This is a genomic window from Pseudomonas sp. TH07, assembly GCF_016651285.1.
Classification (GTDB): domain Bacteria; phylum Pseudomonadota; class Gammaproteobacteria; order Pseudomonadales; family Pseudomonadaceae; genus Aquipseudomonas.
On record NZ_JAEKED010000001.1, the window covers coordinates 1 to 19,269 of the forward strand.

At 60.1% G+C, this 19,269-nt stretch carries 18 protein-coding genes and 1 tRNA gene; 12 read left to right on the top strand and 7 right to left on the bottom strand.

Translation table 11 applies throughout. From position 1 onward, the window contains the following. From JFU57_RS00005 to JFU57_RS00060, 12 genes are all read left to right on the top strand, one after another. Positions 1-689, top strand: a 689-nt coding sequence (locus JFU57_RS00005) for an amino acid permease (protein ID WP_201127513.1), incomplete at its 5' end; no start/stop codon positions are given. Between the two features lie 46 nt (positions 690-735). Then, positions 736-1,992: an arginine deiminase gene (gene arcA / locus JFU57_RS00010; RefSeq protein WP_020297282.1), complete on the top strand. Its 1,257-nt coding sequence runs from the start codon at positions 736-738 to the stop codon at positions 1,990-1,992. A gap of 75 nt (positions 1,993-2,067) precedes the next feature. Beyond that, on the top strand, positions 2,068-3,078 hold the full coding sequence (locus JFU57_RS00015; protein ID WP_078471843.1) for an ornithine carbamoyltransferase: 1,011 nt from the start codon (positions 2,068-2,070) through the stop codon (positions 3,076-3,078). Between the two features lie 64 nt (positions 3,079-3,142). Next, positions 3,143-4,072, top strand: a complete 930-nt coding sequence (gene arcC, locus JFU57_RS00020; RefSeq protein WP_078471844.1) for a carbamate kinase — start codon at positions 3,143-3,145, stop codon at positions 4,070-4,072. A gap of 73 nt (positions 4,073-4,145) precedes the next feature. Further along, positions 4,146-4,505, top strand: coding sequence for a DUF5064 family protein (locus JFU57_RS00025; protein ID WP_078471845.1), 360 nt, complete (start codon positions 4,146-4,148; stop codon positions 4,503-4,505). Between the two features lie 123 nt (positions 4,506-4,628). Next, the gene (locus JFU57_RS00030) at positions 4,629-6,137 is read left to right on the top strand and encodes a sigma-54-dependent transcriptional regulator (protein ID WP_020297278.1); all 1,509 of its coding nucleotides are present in this window, start codon (positions 4,629-4,631) and stop codon (positions 6,135-6,137) included. A 312-nt stretch (positions 6,138-6,449) separates the two neighbouring features. Next, a complete protein-coding gene (gcvH, locus tag JFU57_RS00035) occupies positions 6,450-6,833 on the top strand; it encodes a glycine cleavage system protein GcvH (RefSeq protein ID WP_201127515.1) in 384 nt (127 codons plus the stop codon). 9 nt (positions 6,834-6,842) lie between these two features. Next, positions 6,843-9,692, top strand: a complete 2,850-nt coding sequence (gene gcvP, locus JFU57_RS00040; protein ID WP_201127517.1) for an aminomethyl-transferring glycine dehydrogenase — start codon at positions 6,843-6,845, stop codon at positions 9,690-9,692. A gap of 114 nt (positions 9,693-9,806) precedes the next feature. Next, the gene (locus tag JFU57_RS00045; RefSeq protein WP_201127524.1) at positions 9,807-11,183 is read left to right on the top strand and encodes an L-serine ammonia-lyase; all 1,377 of its coding nucleotides are present in this window, start codon (positions 9,807-9,809) and stop codon (positions 11,181-11,183) included. A gap of 41 nt (positions 11,184-11,224) precedes the next feature. After that, positions 11,225-12,349, top strand: coding sequence for a glycine cleavage system aminomethyltransferase GcvT (gcvT, locus tag JFU57_RS00050; RefSeq protein ID WP_201127526.1), 1,125 nt, complete (start codon positions 11,225-11,227; stop codon positions 12,347-12,349). Between the two features lie 382 nt (positions 12,350-12,731). Beyond that, on the top strand, positions 12,732-12,944 hold the full coding sequence (locus JFU57_RS00055; protein WP_007977299.1) for a cold-shock protein: 213 nt from the start codon (positions 12,732-12,734) through the stop codon (positions 12,942-12,944). A gap of 100 nt (positions 12,945-13,044) precedes the next feature. Then, positions 13,045-13,533, top strand: coding sequence for an RDD family protein (locus JFU57_RS00060; RefSeq protein WP_201127528.1), 489 nt, complete (start codon positions 13,045-13,047; stop codon positions 13,531-13,533). Positions 13,534-13,594: 61 nt separating this feature from the next. On the opposite strand, the gene nadA is transcribed toward JFU57_RS00060, so the two are convergent. The 7 genes from nadA to pal all read right to left on the bottom strand — a co-directional run bounded on the left by nadA (position 13,595) and on the right by pal (position 19,258). Next, the gene (gene nadA / locus JFU57_RS00065) at positions 13,595-14,653 is read right to left on the bottom strand and encodes a quinolinate synthase NadA (RefSeq protein WP_078471851.1); all 1,059 of its coding nucleotides are present in this window, start codon (positions 14,651-14,653) and stop codon (positions 13,595-13,597) included. A 306-nt stretch (positions 14,654-14,959) separates the two neighbouring features. Continuing rightward, on the bottom strand, positions 14,960-15,718 hold the full coding sequence (locus tag JFU57_RS00070) for a lipopolysaccharide biosynthesis protein (RefSeq protein WP_078471852.1): 759 nt from the start codon (positions 15,716-15,718) through the stop codon (positions 14,960-14,962). A 558-nt stretch (positions 15,719-16,276) separates the two neighbouring features. Further along, positions 16,277-16,352 (bottom strand) — tRNA-Lys (locus JFU57_RS00075). A gap of 63 nt (positions 16,353-16,415) precedes the next feature. After that, positions 16,416-17,117 (bottom strand): 7-cyano-7-deazaguanine synthase QueC, encoded by a 702-nt coding sequence (gene queC, locus JFU57_RS00080; RefSeq protein ID WP_201127531.1) that lies wholly within the window; start codon positions 17,115-17,117, stop codon positions 16,416-16,418. Position 17,118: 1 nt separating this feature from the next. Further along, a complete protein-coding gene (queE, locus tag JFU57_RS00085) occupies positions 17,119-17,766 on the bottom strand; it encodes a 7-carboxy-7-deazaguanine synthase QueE (protein ID WP_078471854.1) in 648 nt (215 codons plus the stop codon). Between the two features lie 166 nt (positions 17,767-17,932). Next, positions 17,933-18,754 (bottom strand): tol-pal system protein YbgF, encoded by an 822-nt coding sequence (ybgF, locus tag JFU57_RS00090; protein ID WP_201127533.1) that lies wholly within the window; start codon positions 18,752-18,754, stop codon positions 17,933-17,935. 6 nt (positions 18,755-18,760) lie between these two features. Beyond that, complete coding sequence (gene pal / locus JFU57_RS00095) at positions 18,761-19,258, bottom strand: peptidoglycan-associated lipoprotein Pal (RefSeq protein ID WP_003178634.1); 498 nt, start codon at positions 19,256-19,258, stop codon at positions 18,761-18,763. Positions 19,259-19,269: the final 11 nt, after the last annotated feature.

Below are 19,269 nucleotides of genomic sequence, written 5' to 3' on the forward strand. Positions count from 1 at the left end.
TGGTGAACGTGCTGTCCCTGGGGATCATGACCCAACCGGAACTGGCCAAGCTGCAGAACCCGTCGATGGCCGCCGTGCTGGAGCATGTGGTCGGCCACTGGGGCGCGGTGCTGATCAGCGTCGGCCTGATCATCTCGCTGCTGGGGGCATTGCTGTCGTGGGTGCTGCTGTGTGCGGAGATCATGTTCGCCGCGGCCAAGGACCACACCATGCCGGAGTTCCTGCGCAAGGAAAACGCCAACCACGTACCGGTCAATGCGCTGTGGCTGACCAATGCCATGGTCCAGCTGTTCCTGATCATCACCCTGTTTTCGGCCAGTACCTACCTGTCGCTGATCTACCTCGCGACCTCGATGATCCTGGTGCCCTACCTGTGGTCCGCGGCCTACGCGGTACTGCTGGCGGTGCGTGGCGAAAGCTACGAACAGGCCCTGGCCGAACGCAAGAAAGACCTGTTCATCGGCGCCATCGCCCTGATCTATGCGATCTGGCTGCTCTATGCCGGCGGCGTCAAATACCTGCTGCTGTCCGCCCTGCTCTATGCCCCCGGCGCGATCCTGTTCGCCAAGGCCAAGCTGGAACTGGGCAAACCGATTTTCACCAACGTCGAGAAGCTGATTTTCGCCGCGGTGGTCCTGGGCGCCCTGGTGGCGGCCTACGGACTCTACGACGGCTTCCTGACTCTGTAAGACCCGCTCGTAACATTGGATGTTATGTCACTGGAGGAACACTGTAATGACCACGGTAAAAGCTAAGTACGGCGTACATTCCGAAGCCGGCAAACTGCGCAAAGTCATGGTTTGCTCCCCAGGCCTGGCCCATCAGCGGCTGACCCCGAACAACTGCGACGAATTGCTGTTTGACGATGTGCTGTGGGTCGCCCAAGCCAAGCGCGACCACTTCGATTTCGTCACCAAAATGCGCGAGCGCGATATCGACGTGCTGGAAATGCACAACCTGTTGACCGATATCGTCGCTATCCCCGAAGCCCTGGACTGGATCCTGGAACGCAAGATCACCGCCAACCAGGTCGGCCTCGGCCTGGTCAATGAAGTCAGCTCCTGGCTGCGCAGCCTGGAGCCGCGCAAGGTGGCCGAGTTCCTGATCGGCGGGGTTTCCGCCGATGACCTGCCGAGCAGCTTCGGCGGCAAGACCATCGAAATGTTCCGCGATTTCCTCGGCCACTCCAGCTTTATTCTGCCGCCGCTGCCCAACACCCAGTTCACCCGTGACACCACTTGCTGGATCTACGGTGGCGTGACCCTGAACCCGATGTACTGGCCGGCGCGACGCCAGGAAACCCTGCTGGCCAGCGCCATCTACAAATTCCACCCCGAGTTCACCAATGCCGACTTCCAGGTCTGGTACGGCGATCCGGACCAGGAACACGGCAACGCCACCCTGGAAGGCGGCGACGTGATGCCGATCGGCAATGGCGTGGTCCTGATCGGCATGGGCGAGCGTTCCTCGCGCCAGGCCATCGGCCAACTGGCGCTGAACCTGTTCAAGCACAAGGCCGTGGAACGGGTGATCGTCGCCGGCCTGCCGAAATCCCGCGCAGCCATGCACCTGGACACCGTGTTCAGCTTCTGCGACCGCGACCTGGTGACCATCTTCCCGGAAGTGGTGAACCAGATCGTCGCCTTCACCCTGCGCCCTGATGAAAGCAAGCCGGGTGGCATCGATATCCAGCAGGAAAAAACCAGCTTCCTCGACACCGTGGCCGCCGCCCTCAACCTCAAGGCCCTGCGCGTGGTGGAAACCGGTGGCAACAGCTTCGCCGCCGAACGCGAGCAGTGGGATGACGGCAACAACGTGGTGGCCCTGGAACCGGGCGTGGTGATTGGTTACGACCGCAACACCTACACCAACACCCTGCTGCGCAAGGCCGGTGTCGAAGTGATCACCATCAGCGCCGGCGAACTCGGCCGTGGCCGTGGCGGCGGCCACTGCATGACCTGCCCGATCATCCGCGATCCTATCGACTACTGATTTTTCTTCCATGCTTGCCGCCGCGCGCACCCCGAGCCGCGGCAAGTGGACGACCGAAACCAAAGGAGATCCATCATGGCTTTTAACATTCACAACCGCAGCCTGCTGAGCCTTGAGCACCACACCCCGCGTGAACTGCGCTACCTGCTGGACCTGTCCCGCGACCTCAAGCGTGCCAAGTACACCGGCACCGAGCAGCAGCACCTCAAGGGCAACAACATTGCGCTGATCTTCGAAAAAACTTCGACCCGCACCCGCTGCGCCTTCGAAGTGGCAGCTTATGACCAGGGCGCGAACGTCACCTACATCGATCCGAACTCGTCGCAAATCGGCCACAAGGAAAGCATGAAGGACACCGCCCGCGTGCTCGGGCGCATGTACGACGCCATCGAGTACCGCGGCTTCAAGCAGGAAATCGTCGAAGAACTGGCCAAGTTCGCCGGCGTACCCGTGTTCAACGGGCTGACCGACGAATACCACCCGACGCAAATGATCGCCGACGTGCTGACCATGCGTGAACACGCCGACAAGCCGATCCACGAGATCAGCTACGCCTACCTGGGCGACGCCCGCAACAACATGGGCAACTCGCTGCTGCTGGTGGGCGCCAAGCTTGGCATGGACGTGCGCATCTGCGCGCCCAAGGCCCTGTGGCCTCATGACGACCTGGTCGAGCGCTGCAAAAAATACGCGGAAGAAAGCGGCGCACGTATCACCCTCACCGAAGATCCGAAAGCCGCGGTCAAGGGCGTGGACTTCATCCACACCGACGTCTGGGTCTCCATGGGCGAGCCGGTGGAAGCCTGGGCCGAGCGCATCGAGCAATTGCTGCCGTACCAGGTCAATGCCCAGCTGATGAAGGCCACCGGCAACCCACGGACCAAGTTCATGCACTGCCTGCCTGCGTTCCATAACAGCGACACCAAGGTTGGCAAGCAGATCGCCGAGCAGTATCCGCACCTGGCCAATGGCATCGAAGTCACCGACGACGTCTTCGAATCGCCGGCCTGCATCGCCTTCGAGCAAGCGGAAAACCGCATGCACACCATCAAGGCGATCCTGGTTTCGACACTGGCCGATCTGTAATCCCCCCTCCCGTGCAGGTGCCGCCCTGCCGACGCCTGCACGTGAGCTCTAGAAGGACTGCATTATGCGTATCGTCGTTGCACTGGGCGGTAACGCCCTGCTCCGCCGTGGTGAACCCATGACCGCGGACAATCAACGCGCCAACATCCGCATCGCCACCGAACAGATTGCCAAGATCCACCCCGGCAACCAGTTGGTGATCGCCCACGGCAATGGTCCGCAAGTCGGCCTGCTGTCGCTGCAGGCAGCGGCCTATACCCAGGTTTCGCCCTACCCGCTGGATGTGCTCGGTGCCGAAACCGAAGGCATGATTGGCTACATCATCGAACAGGAACTGGGCAATCTGCTGGACTTCGAAGTCCCGTTCGCCACCTTGCTGACCCAGGTCGAAGTCGACCCCAAGGACCCGGCATTCAAGAACCCGACCAAGCCCATCGGCCCGGTGTACAGCAAAGCCGAGGCGGAGAAACTCGCCGCCGAAAAAGGCTGGGCCATCGCTCCCGACGGCGACAAGTTCCGCCGCGTGGTGGCCAGCCCGAAACCCAAGCGCATCTTCGAGATTCGCCCGATCAAGTGGCTGCTGGAAAAGAGCAGCATCGTGATCTGTGCCGGCGGCGGCGGGATTCCCACCATGTACGGCGAGGACGGCAAGCTGCGGGGCATCGAGGCGGTGATCGACAAGGACCTGTGCTCGGCGCTGCTGGCCGAACAGCTGGAAAGCGATCTGCTGGTGATTGCCACTGACGTCAACGCAGCCTTTATCGACTTCGGCAAGCCGACCCAGAAAGCCATCGCCCAGGCCCACCCGGATGAAATCGAGAAGCTGGGCTTCGCCGCCGGCTCCATGGGGCCCAAGGTCCAGGCCGCCTGCGAGTTCGCCCGCAACACTGGAAAAGTCGCGGTGATCGGTTCACTCTCGGACATCGAGGCGATCGTCCAGGGCAAGGCCGGCACCCGCATCAGCACAGCCAAGCCGGGTATCAGTTACCAGTAAATCGCCAGTCACAAGAACTTCGGGGCGGGCCCTGTGCCTGCCCCTACTTCAATGCCTTGAAGGAGAGACGCCCATGGCCACGTTCGAGCCCGGTCACCTGCATATCGAGCGCCACGCGCTGAACAAGGACGACTACAGCTACAACCTGTGCATCGACTACGAGGTCACCCAGGACCCCAAGGAAGGCAAAGGCATGCTCTTCACCCTGCATGGCACCATCGAGGACAAGCCCCTGAAGGAACAGTTCTTCCTGGCCAAGGACCTGGCTTTCGACTTCGCCCGCCATGCCACCCGCATCGCCCAGCAATACGGGATGCCCAAGATCGCCAGCATCGGCTCGATGCACAAGTACTACGACGAAATGTTCGAAGACGTACGCAAGCAACTGGAGGTCAAACCCGGCGACCCGGTGAAACCCGAACACCTGGCGTAACCACCTCCCCGTGGTGAGGGAAGCACTGCCCTCGCCACCCTGTTCACGCTGCGCGCATTTCACCTTGGCCCTCCCCCAAGGCATACTGGCCACCCTCCGCTTCGCAGAACCGTCAGCCTCCCCATGCGTATCCACGTCAGCTTCATCGACCGCGTCGGCATCACCCAGGAAGTCCTGGCCCTGCTCGGCGGGCGTAATCTCAACCTGGATGCGGTGGAGATGGTTCCACCCAACGTGTACATCGATGCCCCGACCCTCAGCCCGCAGGTGCTGGAAGAGCTGCGCGATGCGCTGTTCAACGTGCGTGGGGTCCAGGCGGTGACCGTGGTCGATATCCTCCCCGGCCAGCGTCGCCACTTGCAGCTCGATGCCCTGTTGGCGGCCATGACCGACCCGGTGCTGGCCCTGGACAGCGCGGGCAAGGTGCTGCTGGCCAACCCGGCGCTGATTGCCCTGTATGGCCGTGAACCGGCCGGCGAAAGCGTCGCCGAGCTGTTCGCCGACCCGGCGCTGCTCGACAGCCTCCTGGAACAAGGCTTTCGCCTGCCCCTGCGGGAAATCACCTTGAATGGCCAGACCCTGCTGCTGGACGCAACGCCCATCACCGACGCCGGCGCGCTGCTGACCCTGTATCAGCCGAACCGGATCGGCGAGCGCCTGTCGGCCCTGCACCACGACCATGCCGAAGGTTTTGATGCCCTGCTCGGGGAATCACCCGCCATCCGCACCCTCAAGGCCCGCGCCCAACGCGTGGCAGCCCTGGATGCGCCGCTACTGATCCAGGGTGAAACCGGCACCGGCAAGGAGCTGGTAGCCCGCGCCTGCCATGCCATCAGCGCGCGCCATGGCGCTCCCTTCCTGGCCCTGAACTGCGCGGCGCTGCCGGAGAACCTCGCCGAAAGCGAACTCTTCGGTTACGCCCCCGGCGCGTTCACCGGAGCCCAGCGCGGCGGCAAGCCGGGGCTGATGGAACTGGCCAACCAGGGCACGGTGTTTCTCGACGAAATCGGCGAAATGTCGCCTTACCTGCAGGCCAAGTTGCTGCGCTTCCTGAACGACGGCAGCTTCCGTCGGGTAGGGGGCGATCGCGAGGTCAAGGTCAATGTGCGGATCCTCAGCGCCACCCACCGTGACCTGGAAAAAATGGTCAGCGAAGGCACCTTTCGCGAGGACCTGTTCTATCGCCTGAACGTGCTCAATGTCGAAGTCCCGCCGCTGCGCGAGCGCGGCCAGGACATCCTGCTGCTGGCACGCTACTTCATGCAGCAGGCCTGTGCGCAGATCCAGCGCCCGGTCTGCCGCCTGGCCCCCGGCACCTACCCGGCCCTGCTGGGCAACCGCTGGCCGGGCAACGTGCGCCAGTTGCAGAACGTGATCTTTCGCGCCGCGGCCATCTGCGACAGCAACCTGGTGGACATTGGCGACCTGGACATCGCCGGCACCTCCGTGGCGCGTCAGGGCGATTCCGAGGTCGGCAGCCTGGAACAGGCGGTCGAAGCGTTCGAGAAGAGCCTGCTCGAAGGTCTCTACCTCAATTACCCCTCGACCCGACAACTGGCCAACCGCTTGCAGACTTCCCACACGGCCATCGCCCACCGCCTGCGCAAGTACGGCATTCCCGGCAAAGCCTGAGCCTTCAGGCAAACCCGCTGAAAACGACCTCCACCTGTACTGAAAGCGCTACAGCGGAACGATTTCGCTACACGCGTCTACAATCAGTGCTGCCCAAGGCTTTGATCCTCAAAGCGTTTTTTCAAACGTCCCAGCTGTAGCGATTTCGCTACAGCTGCGCCCACACCCTCTTCCGAAAAACCCTACAAGCCATTGATTTTAAACAACTAAAAAACATTGGCCGCGTTTTTGCTATGGGTTTAGCCATTCGCTCTGCATTGCAAGAGCATTCAATCGCGTCCACCAGACGAGTCTGGCCCCTGAGGAGTTTCCATGAGCGAGTTGCGTTTTACTGAAGATCACGAATGGCTGCGTACCGAAGCTGATGGCAGCGTCACCGTAGGCATTACGCCTTTCGCGCAAAACGCCCTGGGCGACGTGGTATTCGTGCAACTGCCGGAGCTGCAGAGCTACGACAAAGGCGCCGAAGCCGCCACCGTGGAATCGGTAAAAGCCGCCAGCGGCGTGTACATGCCACTGGACGGGGAAGTGGTCGAGACCAATCCGGCCCTGGACAGCAGCCCGGAGCTGGTCAACGAAGACCCGCAAGGCGCAGGCTGGTTCTTCCGCTTTATTCCCGCCGATGCCGCCGCCGTCGGCCAGTTGCTGGACCAGGACGCCTACGACCGCCTGATCAAAGCCAACGCCGAAGCCTGAGGAGCCGCCATGACTATCAATCTCAGCACCGCCAACGAATTCATCGCCCGTCATATCGGCCCGCGCCAGGGTGACGAGCAAGCCATGCTCAACAGCCTGGGCTTCGATTCCCTGGAAGCCCTGAGCGCCAGCGTCATCCCCGAGAGCATCAAGGGCACCAGCGTGCTCGAACTCGGCGCCGGGCAAAGCGAAGCCGATGCCCTGGCCTCGATCAAAGCCATCGCCGCCCACAACGAACTGTTCAAGACCTACATCGGCCAGGGCTACTACAGCTGCCACACGCCATCGCCGATCCTGCGCAACCTCCTGGAAAACCCGGCCTGGTATACCGCCTACACGCCCTATCAGCCGGAAATCTCCCAGGGTCGCCTGGAAGCCCTGCTGAATTTCCAGACCCTGATCAGCGACCTCTCCGGGCTGCCGATCGCCAACGCCTCCCTGCTCGACGAAGCCACCGCCGCCGCCGAAGCCATGACCTTCTGCAAGCGCCTGAGCAAAAACAAAGGCAGCCACGCCTTCTTCGCCTCCGTGCATTGCCATCCGCAAACCCTTGACGTCCTGCGCACCCGTGCCGAACCCCTGGGCATCGACGTGGTGGTGGGCGATGAGCGCGAACTGAGCGATGTCAGCAGCTTCTTCGGCGCCCTGCTGCAATACCCGGCGAGCAACGGCGATGTGTTCGACTACCGCGAACTGACCGAACGCTTCCACGCCGCCAATGCCCTGGTGGCCGTGGCCGCCGACCTGTTGGCCCTGACCGTGCTGACCCCGCCGGGCGAATTCGGCGCCGACGTGGCCATCGGCAGCGCGCAGCGCTTTGGTGTGCCGCTGGGTTTCGGTGGCCCGCACGCGGCCTACTTTTCGACCAAGGATGCATTCAAGCGCGACATGCCCGGCCGCCTGGTGGGCGTGTCGGTGGACCGTTTCGGCAAACCGGCGCTGCGCCTGGCCATGCAGACCCGCGAGCAACATATCCGCCGCGAGAAAGCCACCAGCAACATCTGCACGGCCCAGGTCCTGCTGGCCAACATCGCCAGCATGTACGCCGTGTATCACGGCCCGAAAGGCCTGACCCAGATCGCCAACCGCATCCACCACCTGACTGCGATCCTGGCCCAGGGCCTGGGCGCGCTGGGGGTGACCGTGGAGCAACAGCACTTCTTCGACACCCTGACCCTGGCCACCGGCACGCACACCGCCGCTCTGCACGACAAGGCCCGCGCCCAGCGCATCAACCTGCGGATCGTGGATGAGCAACGCCTGGGCCTGTCCCTGGATGAAACCACCAGCCAGGCCGACGTTGAAACCCTGTGGAGCCTGCTGTCCGACGGCCAGGCGCTGCCGGATTTCGCCGCCCTCGCCGCTTCGGTGACCAGCACCATCCCCGCCACCCTGGTGCGCCAGTCGCCAATCCTCAGCCACCCGGTCTTCAACCGTTACCACTCGGAAACCGAGCTGATGCGCTACCTGCGCAAGTTGGCCGATAAGGACCTGGCACTGGACCGCACCATGATCCCGCTGGGTTCGTGCACCATGAAACTCAACGCCGCCAGCGAAATGATCCCGGTGACCTGGGCCGAATTCGGCGCCCTGCACCCGTTCGCCCCGGCCGAGCAAAGCGCCGGCTACCAGCAACTGACCACCGAGCTTGAGGCCATGCTCTGCGCCGCCACCGGCTACGACGCGGTGTCCCTGCAGCCGAACGCCGGCTCCCAGGGCGAATACGCCGGCCTGCTGGCCATTCGTGCCTACCACCAGAGCCGTGGCGATGAGCGCCGTGATATCTGCCTGATCCCTTCGTCCGCCCACGGCACCAACCCGGCCACCGCCAACATGGCCGGCATGCGCGTGGTTGTCACCGCCTGCGATGCCCGGGGCAACGTCGATATCGAAGACCTGCGGGCCAAGGCCATCGAGCACCGTGAACACCTCGCGGCACTGATGATCACCTACCCCTCGACCCACGGCGTGTTCGAAGAAGGCATCCGCGAAATCTGCGGCATCATTCATGACCACGGCGGCCAGGTGTACATCGACGGCGCCAACATGAATGCCATGGTCGGCCTCTGCGCCCCGGGCAAGTTCGGCGGCGACGTTTCGCACCTGAACCTGCACAAGACCTTCTGCATCCCCCACGGCGGTGGCGGCCCGGGCGTGGGTCCGATCGGCGTCAAATCGCACCTGGCACCCTTCCTGCCTGGCCACGCAGCCATGGAGCGCAAGGAAGGCGCGGTGTGCGCGGCACCGTTCGGCAGCGCGAGCATCCTGCCGATCACCTGGATGTACATCCGCATGATGGGCGGCGCCGGCCTCAAGCGCGCCTCGCAGCTGGCGATCCTGAATGCCAACTACATTTCCCGGCGCCTGGAAGAGCACTACCCAGTGCTCTACACCGGCAGCAATGGCCTGGTGGCCCACGAATGCATCCTCGACCTGCGCCCGCTGAAGGACAGCAGCGGCATCAGCGTCGATGACGTGGCCAAGCGTCTGATCGACTTTGGCTTCCACGCACCGACCATGTCGTTCCCGGTGGCCGGCACCCTGATGATCGAGCCGACCGAAAGTGAATCCAAGGAAGAGCTGGACCGCTTCTGCGACGCCATGATCCGTATTCGCGAAGAGATCCGCGCCGTGGAAAACGGCACCCTGGACAAGGACGACAACCCGCTGAAAAACGCCCCGCACACGGCGGCGGAAATCGTCGGCGAGTGGACTCACCCCTACAGCCGCGAACAAGCGGTGTACCCGGTCGCGTCCCTGATCGAAAGCAAGTACTGGCCACCGGTAGGCCGGGTCGACAACGTATTTGGCGATCGCAACCTGGTGTGCGCCTGCCCGTCGATCGAGCTTTACGCGTAAAGCAGTTGCAAGCGCCAAGTTTCAAGCTGCAAGTTAAAGGCCGGCCGGCTCTTTCTTGCAGCTTGTGACTTGAAGCTTGCCGCCGCTCCTATAACAAGAAACCGGAGAGCCACCATGTCCCTGAGCGTGTTCGACCTGTTCAAGATTGGCATCGGCCCCTCCAGCTCCCACACCGTCGGCCCGATGCGCGCGGCTGCGCGCTTCGTCGAAGGACTGCGCCGCGAGGGCCTGCTGACGGCCACCACCCGCGTCAAGGTCGAGCTGTACGGCTCGCTCGGCGCCACCGGCAAGGGCCATGGCAGCGACAAGGCGGTGCTGCTGGGCCTGGAAGGTGAACACCCGGATACCGTGAATACCGAGACCATTGCCACTCGCCTGCATGACATCCGCAGCAGCGGACGCCTCAACCTGCTGGGCGAACACCTCATTGCATTCAATGAGAAAGAACACCTGGCCATGATCCGCAAGCCGCTGGCCTACCATCCCAACGGCATGATCTTTCGCGCCTTCGATGCCGCCGGCATCCAGATCCGCAGCCGCGAGTACTACTCGGTCGGTGGCGGTTTCGTGGTGGATGAAGACGCCGCCGGCGCCGACCGGATTGTCGAAGACGCCACGCCCCTGACCTTCCCCTTCAAGAGCGCCAAGGACCTGCTCAGTCATTGCAGCACCTACGGTCTGTCCATCAGCGCGCTGATGCTGACCAATGAAAGTGCCTGGCGCCCGGAAGCGCAAACCCGCGCCGGTCTGCTGCAAATCTGGCAAGTGATGCAGGACTGCGTGGACGCCGGCTGTCGCAACGAAGGGATTTTGCCCGGCGGGCTCAAGGTCAAGCGACGGGCAGCGGCGTTGCACCGGCAACTGTGCAAGCACCCTGAGTCGGCGCTGCGCGATCCGTTGTCGGTGCTGGATTGGGTCAACCTGTATGCCCTGGCAGTCAACGAGGAAAACGCCAACGGCGGGCGCGTCGTGACGGCGCCCACCAACGGCGCCGCCGGGATTATTCCGGCCGTGCTGCATTACTACATGCGCTTTATCCCGGGTGCGAATGAAGACGGCGTGGTGCGTTTTCTGCTCACTGCCGCCGCCATCGGCATTCTGTACAAGGAAAACGCCTCGATTTCCGGTGCCGAAGTGGGTTGCCAGGGCGAGGTCGGCGTGGCCTGTTCGATGGCCGCCGGTGCGCTGTGCGAAGTATTGGGCGGCACGGTGTCTCAGGTCGAAAACGCCGCCGAGATCGGCATGGAACACAACCTGGGCCTGACCTGTGACCCCATTGGCGGGCTGGTACAGGTGCCGTGCATCGAACGCAACGCCATGGGCTCGGTGAAAGCCATCAACGCCGTGCGCATGGCCCTGCGCGGCGATGGCCAGCACTTCGTGTCCCTCGACAAAGTCATCCGCACCATGCGCCAGACCGGCGCCGATATGAAAAGCAAATACAAGGAAACCGCCCGCGGCGGTTTGGCCGTCAACATTATCGAATGCTGAAGCGACCTCGATCGCTTGCGCAGTTTTTTCAGGAGCTCAATATGTCCACCGAACACCTGCTGCACACCCCGCTGCACGCCCTGCACCTCGAACTCGGCGCGCGCATGGTGCCCTTCGCCGGCTACGACATGCCGGTGCAATACCCACTGGGAGTGATGAAGGAACACCAGCACACTCGTGAACAGGCCGGGTTGTTCGACGTGTCGCACATGGGCCAGATCCGCCTGAGCGGCTCCAACGCGGCGAAAGCCCTGGAAACCCTGGTGCCGGTCGACATCATCGACCTGCCGGCCGGCATGCAGCGCTACGCCATGTTCACCAATGACCAGGGCGGTATCCTCGACGACCTGATGGTCGCCAACCTGGGCAACAACCAGCTGTTCCTGGTGGTCAACGCCGCCTGCAAGGACCAGGACCTGGCCCACCTGCGTCAGCACATCGGCGATCAATGCAGCATCGAGCCGTTGTTCGAGGAACGTGCCCTGCTCGCTCTGCAAGGCCCGGCCGCAGTCACGGTGCTGGCACGCCTGGCCCCGGAAGTCGCACAGATGACATTCATGCAGTTCAAGCCGGTGACCGTCAGCGGCATCGACTGCTTTGTCAGCCGTTCGGGCTACACCGGCGAAGACGGTTTCGAGATTTCGGTCCCGGCCTCCAGCGCCGAAGCCCTGGCCCGTGCGCTACTGGCGGAACCGGAAGTGGCGGCCATCGGCCTTGGTGCCCGTGACTCGCTGCGCCTGGAGGCGGGCCTGTGCCTGTATGGCCACGACATGAACAACGAGACCACGCCCATCGAGGCAAGCCTGCTGTGGGCCATCTCGAAGGTTAGACGCGCCGACGGCGCCCGAGCGGGTGGCTTCCCGGGTGCCGAACAGGTGTTCGCACAGCAGCAGAACGGCGTCAGCCGCAAACGCGTCGGCCTGCTGCCGCAGGAGCGTACGCCGGTGCGTGAAGGTGCGGAAATCGTCAATGAAGCTGGCGACATCATCGGTAGCGTCTGCAGTGGCGGTTTCGGACCGACCTTAGGTGGCCCTTTGGCCATGGGTTACATCGACAGCCGTTATAACGCACTCGATACGCCAGTTTGGGCAATTGTTCGTGGGAAAAAGGTGCCTATGCTTGTAAGCAAAATGCCATTTGTCCCACAACGCTACTATCGCGGTTGAACAACTGTTTCTATAAGTAACGCGGTTGCGTTAGAAGTGCACTAATCTGTAACGCAACCGCCATAAAACAGTGCACGTTTTCGATATTGAACTTGGCTTATAACAATTGAATAACTCTATCGTCTAAGCATGGCCAGACAGGTCCAACCAATAGGCCAAGGCCGAGCAAAACCGGGGGATTTCGCAGGGCTTGTTTTTTCTCCCGTAGTTGGCGTAGAGTTTCTCCACTGTGTTTGCATGGGTCGCTTGGAACCGTGACCTGGGCAGTAGCCAACAAGTTAGCTACAACCCGTTCGACGTCTCTTACTTTCCTGCAACCCAGCCCAGTACTCTTTCTTGAGAAAGAGACTGTCATTAATTTTTGTGTCAAAGGAAATAAGAAATGTCCCAACGTCAGAGCGGTACCGTCAAGTGGTTTAACGACGAGAAAGGTTTTGGTTTTATCACTCCAGAAAGCGGTCCGGATCTGTTCGTGCATTTCCGCGCCATTCAGGGCAACGGCTTCAAGAGCTTGAAAGAAGGCCAGAAAGTGACCTTCATCGCCGTGCAGGGCCAAAAAGGCATGCAGGCTGACGAAGTTCAAGCCGAAGCTTAATCGTCTGTAACGAAAAAGCCTCTGATGCTGACATCAGAGGCTTTTTTGTGCGTGCAATTCCGTAAAATGGCTTCTTTTCAGCCCAGACGAGAGCCGTGCCATGTCAAAACACCTGCTAAGCCCCCAAGGCGACTTCCCTGCCGTCGGCCTGGGCCGCCGCCTGGCAGCGATGTTCTATGATTTCCTGCTGTGCACCGCATTGATGATCGTCACCGGCGGCATCTACAAAATGATCCAGATGCAGATCATCGGCGAAGCCAAAATGCGTGCGTTGACCGAAGCCGGCGCCCTGGATGGGGACCCGCTGTACTCCACTGTGTTGCTATTTGTGTTGTTCGGCTTCTTCGCCAAATTCTGGACCTACTCCGGCCAGACCTTGGGCATGCAGGTCTGGGGCATTCGCGTACAGAACGCCGATGGCAGCAGCATCAGTCTGTGGCAGGCGCTGCTGCGCTTTATCGTCTCTATCGCCTCGTGGCTATGCCTTGGCCTGGGGTTCGTCTGGGTACTGATCGACAAACAAAAGCGCAGCTGGCACGACATTTACTCCAGCAGCCAGCTAGTACGCATTCCCAAGAAGAAAAAGTAATTCGCCACATATAAAAACGCCCCGACAGATCGGGGCGTTTTTGTTTGGCCGGCAAAACAGATCAGGCATTGCCTGCCAGCTTCATCCGCGCGGCCTGGGTGAAGTCCAGCATGCGTTTGAGCGGACGAATCGCGTGGGGGATCAAGGCCGGGTCGACGAAGATCTCGTTACTGCCCGTACGCAGGCATTGCAGGGTGCGCTCCAGGGTGTTCATGGCCATCCAGGGGCAATGGGCGCAACTGCGGCACGCCGCACCGTTACCGGCCGTAGGCGCCTCGATGAAAACCTTGTCCGGGCACAGCTGCTGCATTTTGTAGAAAATCCCGCGATCGGTCGCCACGATCAGGGTCTTGTTCGGCAAGCGTTGGGCCGCGGCAATCAGTTGACTGGTGGAACCCACCGCATCGGCCAGCTCGATCACTGAGGTCGGGGACTCCGGGTGCACCAAAATCGCCGCGTCCGGATACAAAGCTTTCATGTCTTCGAGCTGTTTGGACTTGAACTCTTCATGGACGATGCATGCACCGTCCCAGAGCAGCATGTCGGCTCCGGTCTGGCGTTGGATATAAGTACCCAGGTGTTTGTCCGGGCCCCAGATAATGGTTTCGCCGTTATCCATCAGGCTTTCGACAATTTCCAGGGCGCAACTGGAAGTCACCACCCAATCAGCGCGGGCTTTGACCGCCGCCGAGGTATTGGCATACACCACCACGGTGCGCTCTGGGTGTTGGTCACAGAACGCCGAGAACTCTTCCACCGGGCAGCCCAGGTCCAGGGAGCAGGTCGCCTCGAGGGTCGGCATCAGCACACGCTTTTCCGGGTTGAGGATCTTTGCAGTTTCCCCCATGAACTTGACCCCAGCTACCACCACCGTCTTGGCCGGGTGCGCATTGCCGAAGCGAGCCATCTCCAGGGAGTCGGAAACACAACCGCCAGTTTCCTCGGCCAGGGCCTGAATCACCGGATCACAATAGAAATGCGCCACCAGCACCGCGTCCTGAGCCTTTAGCTCGGCGGCGATAGCAGCACGGTAGCGGGCCTCCTCATCAGCACTGAGCGGCTTGGGCTGCTTGGCATCGAGGTGGGCTTGAACCAGAAGGCGTTCGGAAATCTGCGTCATGTTCGCAAGACCTGCAGGCGCATTCGCGCGAAAGTCGAGTATACACCCGGCTCCGGACCACTCGGGTCCCGCCGGGAGAGTGAGTTTTTATCAGGCACGGACAGCTGTTAGGCGGGCAAGGCTACAGAATATCCCCTTGATGTAAAAGATGATTCTGAGCAGCGGGAGGTCGTGCACATCGCCCGTGCAAAGCCCTCGGCACTCAGCGCTCGCTCAAGAGCGCCAGGAACCGTTGGTGCCTATCAAGAATGGAGAAACATGGGTGATTACTGAGTGTGTGGTCATCACCGGTTGTTCGGAGCCCTATTAGATAATGCGGCCAAGTTCATCCAGGCTTATCTGAGGTATTACATCCGAAGGTATGCGTGAGGAGTTGGATAAGTTGTAGACCTGAAAGCGATCACCCATCACTTTCTCGGAAACTATTTCGAAAGAAGGCAAAATTCTGGTGAAAAAATGTTGATCCAGTCCACAGGGGGAAAGATCCGTAGTCCTGTCTTCGTAAAATCGTCTTGCTGATTGGTTGAGGTCGACTCCCACCATTACTGCTTTGGTGAAACCCGCGTGATAAGCAATTTGCAGTGCCAGATAAGCCACTGTGCGGGCATCAAAGAAACCCCGTTTAAGATTTTTACTGAAGCCAATTCGGCGATTGCGGCGCCTGAGAAAATTGCGGTTCCTTATCAGCTCATTGTCTTCGCCCATTAACTCCGTCCAGGAAAGTTTGGGGGCTTTACTTAGCAGAAACACCTCCCCGCTTGGAGTAATGGAAGAGGCCCGTAAATGCTCTTCCCACAAAGCAACCCGCTCACTAATCAACATCGCCTGGGAAAACAACTCGGGCTGCTGATTGGAGAAGTCCCTATCGGTACAGGTATAGAAGAACGGTTTGACTCCAGTGCCAACAAACTTTGAAATCGCCCCATTCATGGTAATCATTGGGACATGAGCAAAATCCTCAGGATGAAAATCCTTGGCAGATGCGCCTGAAGCGATAATAAACACAGTGCCTTGCTGGATGTTTCGACAATCATCCAAGTCGCGAATATTGGGAATACAACTCATTTGCACTCATCCAACCTTTGAAGTCATCTGGCTCAACATCAGATAAATCACACTATTAACCCCTTCGCACAGAAAACGAAAAATTATATACAGACAAATCCACACAAAAAACCAACACATGTAAAAAATAATTACTCAATCTAAATCGATAGCAAACAAACTCAATCATCGAATCATATTGATAGCATTGAACTTATTGGTATCAAATTGCTTACATTGAGCACTGAGGCGGCGAACTTCGGATAATGAGCGGCGATAAAGCAGACTTAATGTATCAAGCGGGGAAAGACGAGGCCTTATCATGCTCAGCGGAAGCTAGGGCGTGCAGAAAGACTGCAAAAAATCGGGCGCTGGCCCGATACACCTCTGAAGCCCTTCGGCACTTGATGTCGATTCGGCCCGATCAATTCAACGGCGACCTGAGATACCGGTCCAGGCAGGGAAAACAGCACGAGGACGTGCCCGGGAGGACTGACCCTGACCACCGAATTGCGAGCAAAAAAAAACCCGAAAATCCTCACTTGCGTGGGCCTTCCGGATTTTCTAAACCGCCAAAAATGGTGGGTCGTGTGGGATTCGAACCTACGACCAATTGGTTAAAAGCCAACTGCTCTACCAACTGAGCTAACGACCCGCTGTGTGGTGGCGCGTATAATACTGATTTCTAACGGGAATTCAACACCTTATTTGAAATAAATCAGAAATAAGGTGTTGGGTCAGCAATCCCGGCTGCGGAAAAGCCTTCTGCGCGCAGGCGGCAGCTGTCACATTTGCCGCAGGCGTAGCCTTTATCGTCGGCCTGATAGCAGGAAACGGTCAGCCCGTAGTCGACCCCCAGCTTGACCCCCGCCTTGACGATTTCAGCTTTGCTCAGGTTCTGCAGGGGCGCCTGGATGCGAAAGCCCTGCCCCTCTACACCGGCCTTGGTCGCCAGGTTGGCCATGCGCTCGAAGGCCTCGACGAACTCGGGGCGGCAATCCGGGTAGCCGGAATAATCCACAGCGTTGACGCCGATGAAAATGTCGCGTGCGCCCAATACTTCCGCCCAGCCCAGCGCCAGGGAAAGAAACACGGTATTACGTGCAGGCACATAGGTGATCGGAATGCCTTCACTTGGGCCTTCCGGCACAGCGATCGCGCTATCTGTCAAGGCCGAACCACCGATGCCATTCAGATTCAGGCCGATGACCTTGTGTTCAACCACCCCCAGGTCGCGAGCCACGCGCTCGGCCGCCTGCAGTTCGGCGCGATGTCGCTGGCCATAGTCGAAGCTCACGGTGTAGCAGCTGTAACCCTCGGCACGGGCCATGGCCACCACCGTGGCCGAGTCCAGCCCGCCAGACAGGAGGATTACCGCACGCTTTTGCGTGGAGGGAGTGTCATCTGCTTGCTCGGTCATATCAGCGCCCCGGCTCGTCGTTCCAAAGGTATTTATGCAACTGCAATTGCAGGCGCACAGGCAGGTTGTCCGCCACCACCCAGTCAGCCAGGTCGCGTGCGTTCAGGTCATGGTGGCTGGGGGAGAACAACACCTCGCCTGCACGCCGCTCAAGGCCGTACTGGATCAGCTTGGACACAGCCCAGTCATAGTCTTCACGAGAACAGATGACAAACTTGACCTGATCGTTAGGTGTCAGCAGGTCGATGTTTTCGTAGCGATTGCGCCGAACCTCTTCCGACCCGGGAGTCTTCAGATCAAGCACCCGACTGACTCGCGAGTCGACCGCAGAAATATCCAGCGCACCACTGGTTTCGAGGGAGACCTCGTAACCCGCGTCGCACAACTGTTTGAGCAAGGGAATGGCGTTAGGTTGCGCCAGCGGCTCGCCACCGGTGACACAGACATAACGCGGGCGGAACTCGGCAACCTGCTCGAGGATGCTGTCCAGCGTACGCAGGGTGCCACCGCTGAAGGCATAGGCACTGTCACAGTACTGGCAACGCAACGGGCAACCGGTCAGGCGCACAAATACTGTGGGCAGCCCGGCAGTCCGAGTTTCCCCCTGCAACGAGTAGAAAACTTCGGTGATTCTCAATGTGTCTTGCATAGTCGCCACGGGCGTAACAGCTAAACAGGCTGTCCGCCTCCGTCAGGCACTTCAAGAGACTCCGCCAACGCGTGAGCCCCAGGAAGCGTGTTTCATAAAAAGGGCATGGATTCTAACGAAAAAACCCGCGGCAAGCGCGGGTTTCTTCAAAACGGTCAAGCCATGATTACATGCGTTGCAAATCGCGCTGTGCCAATTGAGCAGCGGAAGTGCCCGGATATTGCGCAACCACCTGCTGCAGAATGCCTTTGACCCGGTCGGTGTGACCCAGGCGGCGCTCTACGTCAGCCAGTTTATACAGCGAGTCCGGCACTTTGGCGTGCTTGGGGTACAGCTGGGATACCTTGGCAAAAGCCTGACCCGCGCCTTGCAGGTCGCCCTTGGCCAGGTTCACTTCGCCCAACCAGTACTGGGCATTACCCGCGTATTGGCTGTTCGGGTATTTACGCAGAAAAGCGCCAAAAGCCTGGCTGGCCTTGTCGAAATCCTTGGCTTTGATCAGGTCGAAAGCTGCATCGTAATACAGCTTTTCCTTGGCCGGATCACCCGGTTCACTGCTGGCTGCAGGGGCTTGTGTCGCAGCTCCGGCAGCCGCACCGGCGGTATTATCACCACCGGCAGAAGAATTATCAGGAGTGGCGGCAGGTGCAGCGCCAGATCCAATGCGCCGATCAAGATCCTGGTATCGCTCCAGGTTTTCCTGCTTCATGCGCGAAACATCATTTTGCAATACTTCAATCACACCTTGTTGCCGTGCGATTTGCTCCTGCATTTGCTGCAGTTGCTGGAACAGCTCGCCCTGTGCCGAGACAGGGGTCGAAACCCCTCCCCCGGCATAGGCGCCGTTCGTACCATAACCCGCTGGCGGATAACTGCCCCCGCTATTGTTATAGCCTGAGTTGTTATCGACCACAGGAACCGCAGCCCACGCCGCAAGCGGCGCGAGGCTGAGAGCCAAAATAGTTACAGCACGACGGCACGTTCGCATGACGAATTACTTACGCAGTTCGACGCGACGGTTTTGAGCCCAGGACTGCTCGTCGTTGCCGGTAGCAACTGGACGCTCTTCGCCGTAGGAAACCAGTTCCAGCTGAGCTGGGGAAACACCTTGCAGTACCAGGTAGCGCTGAACGGCTTTCGCACGACGCTCGCCCAGTGCCATGTTGTACTCACGAGTACCACGTTCGTCGGTGTTGCCTTCCAGAACAACGCGAGCGCCGTTTGCTTTCAGGTCTTTGGCGTGAACGTCCAGAGCGCGCATGGCTTCTGGCTTCAGGTCCGAGCTGTCGTATTCGAAGTAGAAGGTGGTGATTGCGCGCAGAGCAGCTTCTTCGCTCAGGGAGCCGTCAACTGCACCAGTGTTAGCGCCGTAACCAGCGTTTGGATCAACAGCGCCTTCGCCAGCGTTGTCGCCGCCTTTGGAGGAGCAACCTACAGCTACAGCCATGGCCAGAGCCAGCGCAGCAAACTTACCAAACTTCAGCATTTCCATCGTGAAACTCC